General features: G+C 56.7%; 15 protein-coding genes. 6 read left to right on the top strand and 9 right to left on the bottom strand.

Translation table 11 applies throughout. The features are described 5' to 3' along the window. Window positions 1-142: 142 nt before the first annotated feature. The 3 genes from HMPREF2971_RS00830 (at window position 143) to HMPREF2971_RS00825 (ending at window position 2,834) form a co-directional block, all read left to right on the top strand. Window positions 143-793 carry a peptidoglycan amidohydrolase family protein gene (locus tag HMPREF2971_RS00830; RefSeq protein WP_070542336.1) on the top strand — a complete coding sequence of 217 codons (651 nt, stop codon included), beginning with the start codon at window positions 143-145 and terminating at the stop codon, window positions 791-793. A gap of 1,022 nt (window positions 794-1,815) precedes the next feature. Further along, window positions 1,816-2,415: a DUF7340 domain-containing protein gene (locus HMPREF2971_RS09175; protein ID WP_141755843.1), complete on the top strand. Its 600-nt coding sequence runs from the start codon at window positions 1,816-1,818 to the stop codon at window positions 2,413-2,415. Window positions 2,416-2,609: 194 nt separating this feature from the next. Further along, window positions 2,610-2,834, top strand: a complete 225-nt coding sequence (locus HMPREF2971_RS00825; RefSeq protein ID WP_005504194.1) for a hypothetical protein — start codon at window positions 2,610-2,612, stop codon at window positions 2,832-2,834. Window positions 2,835-3,144: 310 nt separating this feature from the next. Here HMPREF2971_RS00825 and HMPREF2971_RS00820 read toward each other — a convergent pair whose 3' ends face one another. The 5 genes from HMPREF2971_RS00820 to HMPREF2971_RS00800 all read right to left on the bottom strand — a co-directional run bounded on the left by HMPREF2971_RS00820 (window position 3,145) and on the right by HMPREF2971_RS00800 (window position 8,762). Then, window positions 3,145-4,353, bottom strand: a complete 1,209-nt coding sequence (locus HMPREF2971_RS00820) for a hypothetical protein (protein WP_239669187.1) — start codon at window positions 4,351-4,353, stop codon at window positions 3,145-3,147. Window positions 4,354-4,505: 152 nt separating this feature from the next. Next, window positions 4,506-5,381, bottom strand: coding sequence for a glycosyltransferase family 2 protein (locus HMPREF2971_RS00815; RefSeq protein ID WP_049352287.1), 876 nt, complete (start codon window positions 5,379-5,381; stop codon window positions 4,506-4,508). 54 nt (window positions 5,382-5,435) lie between these two features. Then, the gene (locus HMPREF2971_RS00810) at window positions 5,436-5,819 is read right to left on the bottom strand and encodes a DUF2304 domain-containing protein (protein ID WP_049345954.1); all 384 of its coding nucleotides are present in this window, start codon (window positions 5,817-5,819) and stop codon (window positions 5,436-5,438) included. Window positions 5,820-5,821: 2 nt separating this feature from the next. Then, window positions 5,822-6,565 (bottom strand): glycosyltransferase family 2 protein, encoded by a 744-nt coding sequence (locus HMPREF2971_RS00805; RefSeq protein ID WP_049345957.1) that lies wholly within the window; start codon window positions 6,563-6,565, stop codon window positions 5,822-5,824. 196 nt (window positions 6,566-6,761) lie between these two features. After that, entirely contained in the window at window positions 6,762-8,762 is a 2,001-nt protein-coding gene (locus tag HMPREF2971_RS00800; protein WP_049345958.1) for a DUF6541 family protein, read from the bottom strand. A gap of 395 nt (window positions 8,763-9,157) precedes the next feature. On the opposite strand from HMPREF2971_RS00800, the gene HMPREF2971_RS00795 reads away from it, so the two are divergent. From HMPREF2971_RS00795 to HMPREF2971_RS00785, 3 genes are all read left to right on the top strand, one after another. Continuing rightward, window positions 9,158-9,700, top strand: coding sequence for a flavin reductase family protein (locus tag HMPREF2971_RS00795; RefSeq protein ID WP_070507457.1), 543 nt, complete (start codon window positions 9,158-9,160; stop codon window positions 9,698-9,700). 112 nt (window positions 9,701-9,812) lie between these two features. Next, window positions 9,813-11,042 carry an acetylornithine deacetylase gene (argE, locus tag HMPREF2971_RS00790; RefSeq protein ID WP_070690615.1) on the top strand — a complete coding sequence of 410 codons (1,230 nt, stop codon included), beginning with the start codon at window positions 9,813-9,815 and terminating at the stop codon, window positions 11,040-11,042. A 494-nt stretch (window positions 11,043-11,536) separates the two neighbouring features. After that, window positions 11,537-12,544 carry an MIP/aquaporin family protein gene (locus tag HMPREF2971_RS00785; protein ID WP_012902667.1) on the top strand — a complete coding sequence of 336 codons (1,008 nt, stop codon included), beginning with the start codon at window positions 11,537-11,539 and terminating at the stop codon, window positions 12,542-12,544. Window positions 12,545-12,718: 174 nt separating this feature from the next. Here HMPREF2971_RS00785 and HMPREF2971_RS09170 read toward each other — a convergent pair whose 3' ends face one another. The 4 genes from HMPREF2971_RS09170 to HMPREF2971_RS00765 form a co-directional block, all read right to left on the bottom strand. Continuing rightward, entirely contained in the window at window positions 12,719-13,264 is a 546-nt protein-coding gene (locus HMPREF2971_RS09170; protein WP_161800089.1) for an ArsR family transcriptional regulator, read from the bottom strand. A gap of 113 nt (window positions 13,265-13,377) precedes the next feature. Further along, window positions 13,378-14,019: a VanZ family protein gene (locus tag HMPREF2971_RS00775; protein WP_070690613.1), complete on the bottom strand. Its 642-nt coding sequence runs from the start codon at window positions 14,017-14,019 to the stop codon at window positions 13,378-13,380. Window positions 14,020-14,244: 225 nt separating this feature from the next. Further along, window positions 14,245-14,697: a fluoride efflux transporter FluC gene (locus HMPREF2971_RS00770; RefSeq protein WP_070690611.1), complete on the bottom strand. Its 453-nt coding sequence runs from the start codon at window positions 14,695-14,697 to the stop codon at window positions 14,245-14,247. Beyond that, complete coding sequence (locus HMPREF2971_RS00765; protein ID WP_231840273.1) at window positions 14,697-15,101, bottom strand: fluoride efflux transporter FluC; 405 nt, start codon at window positions 15,099-15,101, stop codon at window positions 14,697-14,699. Before HMPREF2971_RS00765 ends, HMPREF2971_RS00770 begins: the two co-directional genes overlap by 1 nt. Window positions 15,102-15,143: the final 42 nt, after the last annotated feature.

Here is a 15,143-nt window from a genome sequence, read left to right as displayed (position 1 = left end):
GTGTGCCTACCGAGCAGTCACGCCGACCAAGATAAAGCTGGTCGGCGTTTTTAGTGTCCAATTCATTTGCGGTAGCCCCGCACTATGGACTTCCCGGGAGGTTCATAGTGCGGGGCTACTGCCTTTCCGAAAGGATTTTATTATGTCCAAGATTGATCAGGCGATTGCATGGATGGAGCAGCGTAAGGGCAAGGTGACCTATTCGATGAATTATCGAACTGGCCCGCATTCTTATGACTGCTCATCTGCGGTTTACTTTGCACTGCGAGATGCTGGCCTGCTCCCGCAGAATATTGCTATTGGTAATACCGAAACGCTCTTCCACGATTTGGAGAGTAACGGCTGGACTCAGGTTCGACCGGATGCATCGGGTAATTACCCGGCACGACGTGGTGACGTGTTTATCTGGGGTCGCCGTGGATACACCAACGGTGCAGCTGGTCACACCGGCATTTTCTATGATGACCACGACACGATTATCCATTGCAACGCTGGCCATAATGGTATTTCTATTAATCCGCACGACACCATTTGGTCGTACAACGGTGGTCCGGCAATTACGATTTATCGTCCCCCGGCAGAAGTGAACGAAGAAGAGGTTATCTACCGCGCGGCTAAGAATGCGATGAATGCAATTTTTGATGAGCCTTTTGTTCGCCAGGGCGACCTCGCTAAGGCTCGCTATGGCAATGCCACTGTCGGCTTGCGCGGTGTCATCCATTGGTTTGATACTTCTATGATCCGCCTGGAGACCAGTCTGAAGGAGCTGGAGAGTGCAATCCGAGCTCTCTAATGCATAGAGCCTCATAGATATATAACTATCAAAACTTGTTTTGGGTAGGGTCTATGGGCCCTACCCAAAACAAGTTAAATTATCATATATAACACACTCAAGTATCAGCATATTTTCACTTAGTGAATCATTTGAGTAAAAATAAACTTCTATGAGTTGAATTTCAATTAAATACAAAAAATATTTATTAAATGTTACCCCCCCCCGATGAATATTAAAGGCTGATTTACGTCTTTTATAAACATCGGATTAATCTTCTGCTAGGTTTTGATTCCAAGGAGGACTCATGAAGTACCCATCCCGGCTATGCAAAGGATGCCACGAGCCGACAGACACATATCGCACTGGTTGCCGCACATGCCAAGCGCGGCATAGGGCGATACGCCTCCACAAGAATCCCCGCATATCATCAGGGCAACCTATTTGTCCTAGATGTTGGAGAACCGCTGGCATCTCTCTTCCAGCCTGTAGTATCCACCCTGAAAATTACGGACAACGCATCGCAATAGAGAATCAGTGGAATCCCATCTATTCCATCTGCCGTGCATGTATCCACGCGCCAGAAGGTACCGTTCCTCTTGATTCACCGCGGGTCTATCTTCCTGTCAACCCTCGAGCTCGACGAACTTCAAAGCAGCGAATTTACCCTTCGCGAGCAAATCCGGTTCTTTTTCTTCCGCTTTCTCATTGCACGCGTTGCGAGAAACCAATAGATCAGGATTCTCGACATTCCGGGCACCCCTTATGCCGCAAGCACTACCGGCAAATGAAGCGACAGAATGCGCACCAGGATACTGAAGCTCCAATCGGCAAGAAGAACGGACAGGATGAATGGGCCGTTCATGATACTGGTTTAGCATCATTCCTACACGCACGGAGAAAGCGTCTGTCCCGTGCTTCAACTTCGCTGCCAAGAAGCAGAAGCAGGGCAACTCTTTGTAGAGCCAACACTATGGTTCACACACCTTCCGCACTGTAGCGGATATCAATAATTCACTCATTTAGCAGAGAGGCTACATCATATGGCTACCATTTCGTCTGGCGAGCAACTGCAGCAGCATCTAATCGCTCTAACTGTGGGCACGCCAGTGAAGGATGCAGACCGTCAATGTCTGCACCGCGCAAAGTTCCGTATTCCACGCCACCAGGCGTTATTGGACGAGTTGGCAGATTATGTCGCCGGTGGTTCACGTACCGGAGGAGCATCTAGCGCCAGCCGCTTTGGATGTCGCATACCTATTTCTGCTAATGCGTTAGAAGTTCAAGAGTCTATTCGTTCCGTTGTTATGCCCTCATTCCCAGGTGCGCCGCTGAAAAATCAGGTTTCTGCGTGGATTCGCAATCACCTACATCAGGAGCTTCATGATGAGGCGTTAGCAACGACGACCAGTTGGATTCGGGCCATTGTTGCGTTGCGCCATCCCAGTCATGATTTGCAGGGATTTTGTCCTAACTGCGGGGAGCAGGAAGTCATGAAAACAAGCTGCGACGGCTCAACATCAATACGCCGATCTGCACTGTATTACACCGCTGAAAGGGCGTCTTGTCGTTCTTGCTCTGCTGTGTGGGAAGGGTTGGAAGGTATGAAGGCCTTAGCCCTATTACTTCATAGCCAGGACTGATACCGTCCGTATTAAACTTCTGCCTGTGAAAATAGGTAACCGTTCCAGTAGGATTACATCATTTTCCCAGGCAGATAAAGCTACCGCAGGAAGCTGTTATTTCACTGCTGTAGTTCACCCCGTCAGGTTTATCCTGGCGGGGTTTTCTGATAAACCGCAGCTATCATAGCTGCCCAACCGCCAAGGAGATTATCATGGCACCTATTTCTGAAAACACTGCATACCAGGCAGCTCATCGAGCTCTGACTGATGTGTATGATGCGCCTTTTGTGCGTGAAGGCGACCCTGCCGTACAGCGCTTCGGTCAGGCAAAAGTCAGCACTCGAGCTATCGTGGAATGGTTCGATGAGAATATGCTACGTCTTCACAAGCAAATTGCGGATTTGGAGAACCTCGTGAAGTCGAAGCGTCGTGCTTAGGCATCGTCCGGGGTGGCGTAAGCAACTCTATGCAGTGATTCCAGCAGCCACTGCTGTTCTACAAACCTACGGCATTCTATCGCAGGAGCAGGCTAGTGTGTGGGCTGGTCTCGCGATAGCCCTTTGGGGGTTGTGGATGGCATGGGTGAATACTGACCACAGTAGATGCCCTCCTACGCGACGGATGAAGCATCCAGCCGATTCACCACAGCATAAGGTTACTTTGTATAACCCGGAGACCTAGAGGTTCTTCACTCTACTAGAAATGAGGGGTTGAGCATAACTATTTGTTTGCTCAACCCCTCATCATTTATTTATCAATATTCTCCATCTCAGCGTTGCCGCTACTCGACACAGAACGCGCACGCCACACCATCGCAACCACATGTACTAGCAGGCCAAGCGTCGGCCCCGCATACAGGGCAAGAAGAGTGCGAGTCAGAAGAGGCAACGGCGACACCGCCACCACACAAGCAACCGCAGCCGCCAGCACCCAACCGGCCACATACGAACGGTGCATATTCAATGCAATCACCAGCGACCCTGACAGCACCAGAAGCGCCAGGAAAGCAGAAGCAAACACCAGAAGTGCAAGCACCGGAGAAGTCACCACCTGAGCGTATGCTTCAACCTCTGAAGGCTTCGGCGGATAAAGCAGACCAAACAGCCACGGCCCCAGCACGTAAGCCGCCGCAGCGCCCACAAGACCCACACCCAACAGTGCACCAGCAGGCTTCGCAAAAGCACGCAACGGATGATTCTGTTGCTTCAAGAAAGCAGACACCGCCACGCCCTGAAAAGCCTGCAAAGGAATCATAATCGGCGAGCGCGTAATCGAAATCGCCAGAATCAGAACCGCCAAAATAACCTGTTGTAGCGGGTCGTTTGAATCGATGCTAACGTTCAGCAGAAGCGGCAAGCCCATCATAAGAACCGCATTAGCAGTCGACGACCCCATCGACAGCGTGTAGTTATACAGCAGACGGCCCGAGGAAACATCCGCACGAGAGCTAAAAACTCGCCGAGCTTCTGGAAGCAGAAGCACCATCAGCAGCCACAGAAGTACCGGAGAAACCGCTGCGGCTTCAAGACCGATGAGATGTGCAGAGACCAGACCGACCGCACAGATAGCTACGATACGCCAAATAGCGTCGAACCCCGACACACTCGCGAAGAGGTACCAGCTTTCCTGGCCAGCAGACGCACCATAGAGAGTCATGTGCATGGCGTAGAGGGCCACACCGGCACTCAGGAGCAGCACACCGCTAAACCCACTCAAAGGAATCTGGGCAGGAGCCCACAGAGGGCTCGTCGCTAAGGTCAACCCGCCCACAACAAGACCCACTAGAGCACCCACGGGTGCAATACGTGCACCAGTTTTACCGTCGCGGCGTGCAGTACCCACAGCGCGGGTAGCTTCCTGCTGGATACCTACCACCACACCGTAGAGGGCAAAAAGAAGCGACCAGAAGAGAAGGAACTCCGTCAGGCTTTCGCCCTCCAGAAACCGTTTCACCACAACGGTAATTCCTAGAGAAGATAGTGCAGCTAAACCGGACGATCCCAAAATTGCCATCGAATGACCACGAGTCATTTTCTTCGGCTGGGACTCTGCCGATGATTCCACGCTATCTCCGTTCTCTACTGGTCGCACCTATAGAATTGAAGTCTTTACTTTACGACGTGCTCGGCAAGGTTCTTAACACCCTGCCACTTCTTCGCCAGAGCCGCCTTCGGTAGCAGAGTCAGCGCGTGAGCACGCGAAGAGAAGCGAATACGAGCCACGCGGGCAGCCTTCGTCCAACCCAGGGCAGTCATCTCTTCAACCATGGTGTTGTAGTAGCGGCGCTCCTCCTCAAAGCGGGTACCCTCAAGGGCGCGCCAAGACGAGTCAGAACCACCGTGACGGCGGTACATGAACGCAATCTGCGGGTCGTAGTACAGGGAGCCGCCGCGCATCGTAATGTCGAGAATCAGCGCCATGTCCTGGATAACGTTCAGGCCCTCACGGAAGCCGGTGCCCACAATAGCGTCCTTACGCCAGCCCAAGGACGGGAAGTAGAACCACGCGCCGCGCAGCAGGGAGGTAGCCAGCTCCTCACCCTGCAGAACAGCCTCACCCTTGGGGCGGTAGAACGCCTTAGTCTGCTCCACCAGAGTGTTCGACAGGCCGTTGTTCTCATCAATCACGACCACGCCGGGCTGGAAAATGGACGCCTCGGGGTGCTTAGCCGCTGCATCCACGAGCCACTGCACGTAGTTGGGGAGCATGACGTCGTCAGCACCCATGACGGTGACCAGTTCGTTCTCCACGAAGGTCAGGCACTTGCGGTAGTTCGCGTTCGCACCCAGGTTGGTTTCATTACGCATGTAGGTGATGCGCTCGTCCTTCAGCGACTCGAACCAGCCAGGAATCGAGTCGTCCGGGTAGCCATCATCGACAACAATCAGGCGCCAGTCCGGGTTGGTCTGACCGACCACAGACAGTACAGCCTGCTTCATCATGGCGACGTCGCCGTAGTAGGGGAACAGAATATCAACGGTCATAAGGTATTACTCCAGGTCAAAGGGGTAAAAAATACTAAAAGAAAATTATGGTTCCTACTGCTCGCCCCGTGCAGAGGATTTACGGCCTAAGCCAGATGCACCCTCCGGCTGCTCCTGAAGCGCCTTCAAAATGGCGACTTCCTCAGCCAGGATACGGGTCTTCTCCGACAGGCGCGACAGCTCCAGGGTCAGGTGAATACTGACGCCCATGAGCAAAAGAATCGACAGCAGGAACAACAGGTTCACCGGCAGGGCAACACCCACAAAGTCCGCCACACCGTTTAGCAGACTCGGGAAAGCGCCCAGCACGATAATGACCGCGCCGATAATCAGCCACAGGGCGGCGTACCGCTCCTTCATGCGCTGGTGACGCACCTGCACAATCACAAAGGCACACACCAGTACGGACAGAATGAGGAAAAAAACACTCGCGCTCATGATTACTTCTCCTCGGGGCGGCGGCTCACCGAAATGCCGTAGGCAAACAGTGAACGAACCAGATAGACAGCAGACTTCAGCGGACCGGAGGAGGGGGTACCTCCCTGACGTTCACGCATATTCACCGGCACCTGACGCACCTTCAAGCCATTGTTAATAGCCATGGCGGTGATGTCGATTGTGTCGCCCAAATATTCGGCGGGCAGGTTGCGGCAGTAGAAGTCGATGCCGCGGCGGTTAGCAATCTTAAAGCCGCTGGTCACGTCCGTGAACGGGGTGCCCGCCGAGCGGGTGAACAGGAACGATAGCAGGCCCATCGCCCACTTGCGTGGACCTGACACCTCATAGTCGGCAGCCCCCTCCGCAAAGCGGGAACCAATTACAATATCGTAGTCCTTGATTGCCTCAATCAGCGTGGGGATACTTTCGGGGTGGTGCTGACCATCCGAATCCACCTGCATGGCGTAGTCGTAACCCATGCGCTGCGCGTACTTGTAGCCGGTGCGCATGGCGGCACCCACGCCCATGTTGTAGGGCAGGTCAATCACAAAAGCACCCGCCTCACGAGCCACAGCGGAGGTGTTGTCGGTGGAGCCGTCATTGACCACCACCAGGTCCACGAAGGGCACCGTCTCCTGCAGCTCAGTAATAGTGCCGGGCAGTGCTTCTTCCTCGTTCCAGGCGGGCATAATCACCAGCGTACGAGGATACGTGTGGGGGGTAAGAGGCGATGTGGGAGAACCCATAGGGCAGCTACCCCTCCTAACGAATGTGTCTTACCGTGCGTGTGAAAGCCGGCATGCCCTAGTAGACATACCGACTTTCATCATATCAGTGGTTCCGCAGTATCTCAGATTTAGCGCCAGAATGCAGACCACTGCACGAATTTCTGCAGATGCGTGCACCCCCGTAGGAGCGCTGAGGCACCGTTTAGTTATCGCATTAGTTATCGCACGCGCTAATACGGTACAGAGTCATCGGACCCGAGGAGTACACCGGAGTCAGAACATCCGTATCGATAGCAGCCACGAGGCCGTCGTAGTTTTTCTGGGCGTCCGGGCCGAAGTTCAGCTGGTTCTCCAGGTGAACGTACCAGTGGGCCTTGTACTCGTTCACTTCGCGGCACACCTCCGGGTTTGTACGAGCGTCCTTGAGGTTGTGCATAATCGCCGAGTACTTGGGTGAGGTCTCAAACTCGAAGTGGTATCCCGTCAGGTGACGATCCGCCAGCGCGTAAATATAGGCGCTACCGTCCCAGGGGTTATTCACGATCACATCGTCCTTCGGTACGATCTTCGGGATTTCATTAATGACGTTCATCTCGTCCTGATTCAACACCACAGAGGTCGGGGTCAGGCGGTATTCACGAGAGACCGCCTGGGTCGTCTCCTGCACCGAAGGAACACGCGAAGAAAGACCAGCAACTACCAGTACCAGGATCATCGCGACACCCATGCCGATGGTCGCAACCTTCAAGCGTGCCGGGCGTGGTGCTCGGCGCGCAACCCAGGTAAGCAGACCTTCTACGAAGCCACCCAAGCCGATACCAGCTAGGATCACTGAGGGGAATACCACCAGAGCCGCCAGGCGGAAGTGGTCGGTGTACCAGGGGCCCACCATCAGCAGGCGGAACTCACCGCGCGGCACCGAGGCGGATACAATCCACAGGTAACCAATCAGCCCCCAGCTGGCAATCAGCCACAGGTTACGGCGCTTGTACAGCAGGTACCCCACACCCCACAGAACCAGGAAACCCGCCAAGTAGGAGGGATTAAACTTATCACCCAGCTGATTACCATTCTCCAGGCCCAGGAAGAGGAACTGATAGAGGGCCTCACCCTCGGTCAGAATCGGCGACCAAGTATTACTTGCAAACTCAGCGGGACGTAATACACGCCAGGCCCCTACACAACCAGCCAGGAAAGCCAGTAGCAGGATGGAACCCACCCATTTCTGTCGAGCAATCAACTCATGCGAACGCAGGACCTGCGCCACACCAGCCAGTAGCAGGGGTACAGCAAAGGCTGCGGCAGAAACCACCGCATTCGGATGCACCAGCGCCAGACCCGCAAGACCCACCAGGGAGGCTAAACCCAGCGATAGGGATGCCGAATACTCGCGGCGTACCATCACCTGTACCAGGTACACCATGAGTGCCACAAATGAAGGTAGCAGGGCATAGCCCAGCAGGTTCGGGAAAAGCACACCCCAGCGCAGTAGCAGGCCCGGGAAAGCCGCAAAACCGCAAATCATCGCCGGAATAGCTAGGGCCTGCAGGCGGCGCAGCTTCGGGATGCTCAGGCTCAGCGCCACCAGCGAGCAGGGCCACAAAATGCCGGAAGCCAGTAGCACGGTCACAATGGTGGCGGTCGCAATACTCGTACCCGTGGTGCTATAAATCAGGGACACAAAATCGTGCCAACCCGCCGGGTAAAACGTCGGCTCCTGGTTCGCAGCAGCGACTGCTCCAAGGGTCAGGCTGGAGGCATCGCCGTGCTCCTGAATCCAGCGAATCGCATTCATATGGAAGGAATTATCCAGGCTCTGCGAGAACGCCTCCGGACCATACACCATGTCCTCGGTCATATGCGTCACCAGGAACCCGCCCAGCACCGCACCCATCACGGGCCAGGTCACCGGAACATCGTTACCCGGCCAAGCCGCAGAGGTCAGGGCAGGCCAGCGGCGGCCCACCAGCCACATGAGACCAGCAGCCACAGCCACCATCACGGCAGCGACCGGCACAAAAGAAATCAGGCTCCACGGAATGCCGGTCTTACCCAGCACAATCGCAGAGACAGCCACCAGGGCAAAAGTCAGCAGCGGCGCATAAAAAACACGCAGACGCACAGGAACACGCAACGCCCAGCCCATCGCATAGCCGGGACCAAAAGCCAACACGACCGCAAAAAGTAGCAGCGGAATAGTTGCCAACCAGCTCATTAACCCTCTTCTCCCCACAGTTCACGCACCGAAAAACCCCTCAAATACGGGGCGCGGTGCGCTTTCGCGTACCAAGCAAGGATACCCTAGAGCCCTCTTCACCCCCGCAAAACCCCCAGAAGAGAGAGGGATAGCACCCAAAACCAAGCGTTCCGAGCCTTTCACGGGGTGCCCCGCAGAACACCTCCGGGACGCTCCCAACCGGCGAAGAATATGACGTAATATTTCACGCTCAATGTCACGAAAGGTTCACCTAAGAAACATAGGGCAATAAATAAGGTGTTCACCACCCTTTAGCTTTACCCTGAAACATATCTCCCCTTAACTAAAGGGTCGCCCCGAGCAAACACCACAGGACGAACCCTCAAACGCAGCCGCAGAAGAAAGGGTCGATCATGACCGAAACCATTGCAGCACAGGCACCCCTCGCCGACACCTCCGAGCAGTTCAAGCTCGCCTTCGGCCACCAGCCCGCAGGCGTCGCCATCATCACCGCAACCGACGAAAACGGCGCACCCGCAGGTTTCACCGCCTCCTCGCTGACCTCCGTCGCCGCAGAACCGCCCATCATCGCCTTCTCCCTCAAGGCCAACAGCGGCTCCGCAGCAAAGATCGCGGCGGCGTCCTCCTTCCTCGTGCACATGCTCGACGCTGAGAATGTCACCCTCGCGAAGAACTTCGCAACCCACGACTACCCCCGCTTCGACGACCCCAGCACCTGGGAATTCGTCCACACCGGCGAGCCCCTCGTCCACGGCGTGCGCCGCGTACTGCGCGCAACCCCGCTCAGCCGTGTTGAGGCTGGCCCCGCACTCGTCTTCACCGCGCAGGTTGAAGAGTTCATCCGCAACGACTGCGAAGGCACCCCGCTGGTTTACCACTCGCGTAACTTCCACGCGCTGGGCGACCACTCGAACGTGAACAACTACAGCATCTAACCCCGCGCAGGGGTCACGGGGCGGTATTCGACGACCATGAGGCGACGAATGCCGCCCCGCGGCGTACCCTGAACATGACAGCGCACAGCACCACAACGCAGAAGGAATAGTTATGACGGCTCAGACCACCCAGCCCGCATCCCTCCCCTGGCTCGAAAAGCTCATCGCGATTCCCACCATCTCCGGCCGCTCCAACCTCGAGCTCATCGAACTGCTCGAAACCGAGTTCGCCCGCTACGGCTACAGCGGCGTGCGCACCTACAACGAGGACGGCACCCGCGCCAACCTGTTGGTCACCGTCCCCGCCGCTGACGGCACCACCCGCGGCGGCGTTATCCTCTCCGGTCACACGGACGTTGTACCCGTCGCCGGTCAGGCGTGGGACGCCGCCCCCTTCACCCTGCGCGTGGAGGGTACCCGCGCCTACGGTCGCGGCGTGTGCGACATGAAGGGCTTCCTCGCCGTGGCGCTTTGGCTGTTGCCGCGCGTTGCGGAGGCGAAGCTGCGCACTCCCCTACACTTCGCGTTCTCCTACGATGAGGAAATCGGTTGCATTGGTGCACCCTCCCTTATCGAGGAGTTCGTGGCGCGCGACCTCGCCCCCGACTACGCGATTGTTGGTGAGCCCTCCAGCATGCGCATTATCGACGCGCACAAGGGCGCACACCGCGGCCGCGTCACCTTCACCGGCGTGGCCAAGCACGGTTCCCTTGCCACCCACGGCGTGAATGCGGTTGCCGCAGCCGGCGAGTTCATCACCTTCTTCACCGATATGGCGGACCAGTGGGAGGAAGAAGGCCCGTTCGACGAGTCGTTCATCATTCCCCACTCCACCGGCAGCGTGAACCTGGCAACCGGCGGCCTGCAGTACAACATCGTCGCTGAGCAGGCGGTCGTAGAGTACGATGTGCGTACCCTACCGCAGGTGACCACCGAATCCTTCGTGGAGCGCATTGACCGCGAGCTTTCCGAGGTCATCCTGCCCGACCTGCAGGCGCGCGCCGCACGTGCCGAAAAGCTGACCGGCGCGGAGCCCGGTAGCCTCACCTCCCGCGTGGGTGTGAAGCACGAACTGCTCGCAGCCGTGCCGGGCCTGGGTACCGAGGACGACGCACCCATCGTGCACCTCGCCCACGAGTGGCTGGGCACCAATGACGCACCACAGAAGGTCACCTACGGCACCGAGGCGGGCCAGTTCCAGCGCGCCGGCGTGCAGAGCATCATTTGCGGTCCCGGCGATATTGCCCAGGCGCACTCCCCGAACGAGTGGATTGAGCTGGAGCAGCTGAGCGAATGCGAGCGCTTCTTCGAGGCGATTCTCGACTGGGCGAGCGCCAAGTAGTAGCCGTGTAGCGGCGTAACAGCCAGTCCACCGCGGTTCGCAAGAGCCGCCGTTAGAGCCGCATAAAAATTACAGAAACTGCCCGGGTACCCCGTGAGGTGCCCGGGCATTCTGTGCTGATGACAGGTGGTGCAGGCGGGTGCTGATGGCGGGGGTGAGTGTTGGTTTGATCGCGGGTTTATTCGTGAGTTTCTCCATGGGTTCAACCGCGAGTTTATGGAATGAGTCCAAGGTGTGGACTATGACCGATTTTCCCCTCATTCGCCACATTTATTTTTAAACGAAAAACCCGAAAAACCGCTTATGTCTAAGGGTGAAATAACACAAAAGTATTGCCCTTCTAGGGCATTCAGGGTTCCATAGATGCCAAAGGTTTAAACACGCCACTCGGGCGGCATAACCCCACACAGAACCACACCTCCCTCACGCTCGGCACTGCGCACCTGACCGAATCCAGGTTTACCACCCGCAGTTCACTACCTGAAGGACACCCCGTGTACACCATCAGCCCCTACCTCGCCGAATTCCTCGGCACGCTCATCATGTGCACCATCGGCTGCGGCGTCATCGCCAACGTCGAACTTCGCCGATCCAAAGGCCACGGCGACAACTTCTTCACCATCGCCTTCGGCTGGGGTTTCGCCGTCACCTTCGGCGTCTACGCCTCCCACGCCTATTCCGGCGGCCACCTCAACCCCGCCGTGTCCATTGGCCTGGCAGCGTTCGGCGAGTTCTCCTGGGAGAAGGTCCCCGGCTACATCATCGCCCAGGTACTCGGCGCAATGGTCGGCGCCGGACTGGTCTACCTCAACTACCTGCCGCACTGGAAAGCAACCGCCGACAAGAAGATTAAGCTCGGCGTTTTCGGCACCGTCCCCGCTATTCACAACTATTTCACCAACGCCCTCTCCGAAATGATCGGCACGTTCATGCTGGTCTTCTCGGCACTGTACACCGGTGTGAACTTCAAGCCGTCCATCAGCGGCGGTGTGGAACTCTCTCTCAACCTCAACGACGTGCTCAAGCCCCTCGCCTTCGGCTTCATGGTCACCGTACTCGTGATCGGTCTGGGCGGTCAGACCGGCTACGCTCTGAACCCCGCCCGTGACTTCGGTCCGCGCCTCATGCACGCCCTGCTGCCCATCCACGATAAGGGCTCCTCGCGCTGGTTCTACGCGTGGGTTCCGATCTGCGGCCCGATTGCCGGCGGTTTCATGGGTGGCGCATTCTTCAAGCTCTACTACGAGGGTCAGGTCAGCCCGTGGCTGTTCGTCTCTAGCGCCCTGGCGATTGTGGTTCTGCTCTTCGCGTGGTGGGCTAATAGCCACCTGTACCGTGCACCCAGCTCCGAGGTTATCCCCGAGTTTGAGGATACCCACGCTACCGCGGCGGCACGCGCGGCAACCTACACGCCGACCGGCTCCATGCCGATTCTGCTCCCCGAAGAGGTGAAGGGCAACCGTAGCACCCGCGTCGTGAACCGGCTGACCGAGGACGAGTAGTCTTCCCACCCGAGAACTTCCCTGTCTAGGGTTTCATCTAAAAACGGCGAACCCCTCATTTTCATAACCTGCACAATATCGGTCAGGTTATGAAAATGAGGGGTTCGTTGCGTCTACCTCACGGAAGAAGCTTCGGAGGTGATGATGAGAAGTGCACCTTAAAAAGGTCCCAGCTTAGGCTTCAGCGTGGACATCATTCACCTCCAGCTGCCCAAAGAGAACCTCCATAGGACGCGACCGCACAGTCTGCACGAAGCCATCCTGCGAATTCCAAGCCTCAGGAGATAGCCGCTTCACGTTTACCTCATAGCCAAGCTTCTGCTCAGCATCATCGATAGCCTCATACAGCTTCTGCCGTGAAGGGGAGCCCACAACCAGCACATCAATATCATTCGGCACGTGCCCCGCCACCCCAGAACGACGGCTAGCCCACGAACCATAAATAGCGGCACCCTCAATATTGGAAACGCCCTGCAATGTATCCCGGAGCACCGGAACGGGGCCATACGTTACCAGAATCAACTGACGCATCGCCTGGCCCACCGGATTATCAACCTTGGCTTGCACCATACGGGTCCTACCAACATTCTGGACAGTCACCAAACCGGACTGTTCTAGACGATTCACCTCTCGGGAAACAGTCGGCAACGATGCACGTGTCGCATCAGCAATCTGTGACACCGTGTATTGCTGCTCAGGGTGAGAGAACAGCAATGCCATCACTTCACCCTGCAGGTCGCTACGCAAGATGGGAAGGAGGCTAGGAGCAGACGTTTTCATAACATGAATTATATCAATCATGTTATGAAAACGTCTGCTAATTTGGAGGGGTACTAGGCCGCGGCGGTAGCCATTGCCAGCGCCCGGTCATGCTTAGCCGCACGGCGCTTCTGAATCGCGCGCATCACCCAGATACAGACCGCACCGAGAACCGCACCGGCAGTGTTATTCACAATGTCATCCACATCGAAAGTGCGGTAGGTGAAGCCCGCCAGACCCCAGTTACCGGTCAACTGGCTCAACTCAATGAAGCTCGACAGCGCGAAGCCACTCAGCGCCGTGGCGCGCAGACCCCAGCGCAGGCAGCCCGCAGTAAAGAAGCCCAGGGGGATGAACATGGCGACGTTGAAAAAGAGCTGCGCATACACGGTGGTGAAGAAGCGGCGCAGACCCATGCCGGCAGTCAGATCCCACGCCTGCTGCCAGCTCCAGCCCACATAGAAGCGCGGGTAGTAGAGTTCGGGGTTCGTGACGCTATTGGAAGAGCCAATCGGGGTCAGCGTCAGAGAAAGAATAGAAGCAAGGAACAGCGCAAAGGATGCGGTCAGCAGGTACTGGCGGATGCTGTGCGCTCGACCGGTCTTCTTGGCGCGCAGGCGCATACCAATGAAGCCAATGATGGAGAGTGCGACTGTGAGTGCCGCAATCTCGATGACGAAGGTGCCAATCATGTGTTTATTGAGCAGTTCCTGCATGCCGTGTGTTCCTTGGGTCGTGAGAGTGAGTTATATGAACCCCACCTGCATATATGCCTGTTCTAACATATATTCTTGGTGGTATATAGCGGGTTACAGTTCATGCCCGCCGCATATCGTTCACCACCAGTGTAAAAGACCGCTCTATGGCTCACCCTAGGCGAAACTGTGAAAAAGCTGTACATGCACCCAAACACGCCATGAGAACCACCACAGCCGGTGCCGTCAGTACAGAACATCCGGCGGGAACACCGGCGCAATATACCGACCAAATAGCAACACAAACAGCAACGCACCCGCCAGAGCTGCCACCATCGCACCCACAACCTGCCCCAGCCACAGCATCAGAAACTTCACCATCTTGCCCTCAGAACGGGCGGTCAGCGCCTCCACCATGGCGGTCGAAAACGTCGTAAACCCACCCAGCAGACCGGTCGTAATCACTGTGCACCAGAACGCCACCTGATCCGTGGCGTTATAGTGCACCCCCAGCGCGCGAGGATTAGACACCGGCATAATCAGCAGGCCGTACAGGAACGAGCCCACCAGGTTAATCACGAACACCGGGCTAATAATCGACGACTCCGTACGCAGGCGAGGCGACATCGCCTTATCCAAGAAGAAACGGGTCATCGCACCCAAACCGCCGCACAGGAAAACCATCAGAGCAAAAAACATTAGCGGCCCTCCTCAACATCACGGGCGGGCACCAAGCGAGACGCCACAAAACGACCCGTCAGCATGCCCGCCGCGGCGGCAACCAAACCACCCACCAGCAGCACCGCCACAGCCAGCATCATGTACGTGTAGTTGATGGTGTACGGCAGAAAAATCGTCTGCGCCAAAACCGCCGCAATCGACGAATATGTCGTATAGCCACCCATCATGCCGGCACCAAAGAGCAGACGGAACGAATGAATCCGCTCCTCACCGTCACGGCGCGCGTAGGCGTTCCACACCATCGTTAGCAGGCCCAGCGTAAACGAACCCAGCAGGTTCGCCACCAGCACGCCACCGGGAGTGTACACGCGGCACAGCGCCCCCGTGCCGCCGCCCAAAAAGACAAGAAAAGGGGCAGGCACACGGTTCAGAACGGCTCCTATCCGCTGTCGGATACTCGCGCG

The sequence above is a fragment of the Rothia sp. HMSC066G07 genome (assembly GCF_001814485.1).
Lineage (GTDB): Bacteria > Actinomycetota > Actinomycetes > Actinomycetales > Micrococcaceae > Rothia.
This window is presented reverse-complemented; position numbering and strand designations above follow the sequence as displayed.

What these genes read in the sequence shown, in the direction of transcription:
- HMPREF2971_RS00830 (WP_070542336.1), top strand. Translation starts at nt 143, where the DNA reads ATGTCCAAGATTGATCAGGCGATTGCATGGATGGAGCAGCGTAAGGGC.
- HMPREF2971_RS09175 (WP_141755843.1), top strand. Translation starts at nt 1,816, where the DNA reads ATGGCTACCATTTCGTCTGGCGAGCAACTGCAGCAGCATCTAATCGCT.
- HMPREF2971_RS00825 (WP_005504194.1), top strand. Translation starts at nt 2,610, where the DNA reads ATGGCACCTATTTCTGAAAACACTGCATACCAGGCAGCTCATCGAGCT.
- HMPREF2971_RS00815 (WP_049352287.1), bottom strand. Translation starts at nt 5,381, where the DNA reads ATGACCGTTGATATTCTGTTCCCCTACTACGGCGACGTCGCCATGATG.
- HMPREF2971_RS00810 (WP_049345954.1), bottom strand. Translation starts at nt 5,819, where the DNA reads ATGAGCGCGAGTGTTTTTTTCCTCATTCTGTCCGTACTGGTGTGTGCC.
- HMPREF2971_RS00805 (WP_049345957.1), bottom strand. Translation starts at nt 6,565, where the DNA reads ATGGGTTCTCCCACATCGCCTCTTACCCCCCACACGTATCCTCGTACG.
- HMPREF2971_RS00800 (WP_049345958.1), bottom strand. Translation starts at nt 8,762, where the DNA reads ATGAGCTGGTTGGCAACTATTCCGCTGCTACTTTTTGCGGTCGTGTTG.
- HMPREF2971_RS00795 (WP_070507457.1), top strand. Translation starts at nt 9,158, where the DNA reads ATGACCGAAACCATTGCAGCACAGGCACCCCTCGCCGACACCTCCGAG.
- argE (WP_070690615.1), top strand. Translation starts at nt 9,813, where the DNA reads ATGACGGCTCAGACCACCCAGCCCGCATCCCTCCCCTGGCTCGAAAAG.
- HMPREF2971_RS09170 (WP_161800089.1), bottom strand. Translation starts at nt 13,264, where the DNA reads ATGGCATTGCTGTTCTCTCACCCTGAGCAGCAATACACGGTGTCACAG.
- HMPREF2971_RS00775 (WP_070690613.1), bottom strand. Translation starts at nt 14,019, where the DNA reads ATGCAGGAACTGCTCAATAAACACATGATTGGCACCTTCGTCATCGAG.
- HMPREF2971_RS00770 (WP_070690611.1), bottom strand. Translation starts at nt 14,697, where the DNA reads ATGTTTTTTGCTCTGATGGTTTTCCTGTGCGGCGGTTTGGGTGCGATG.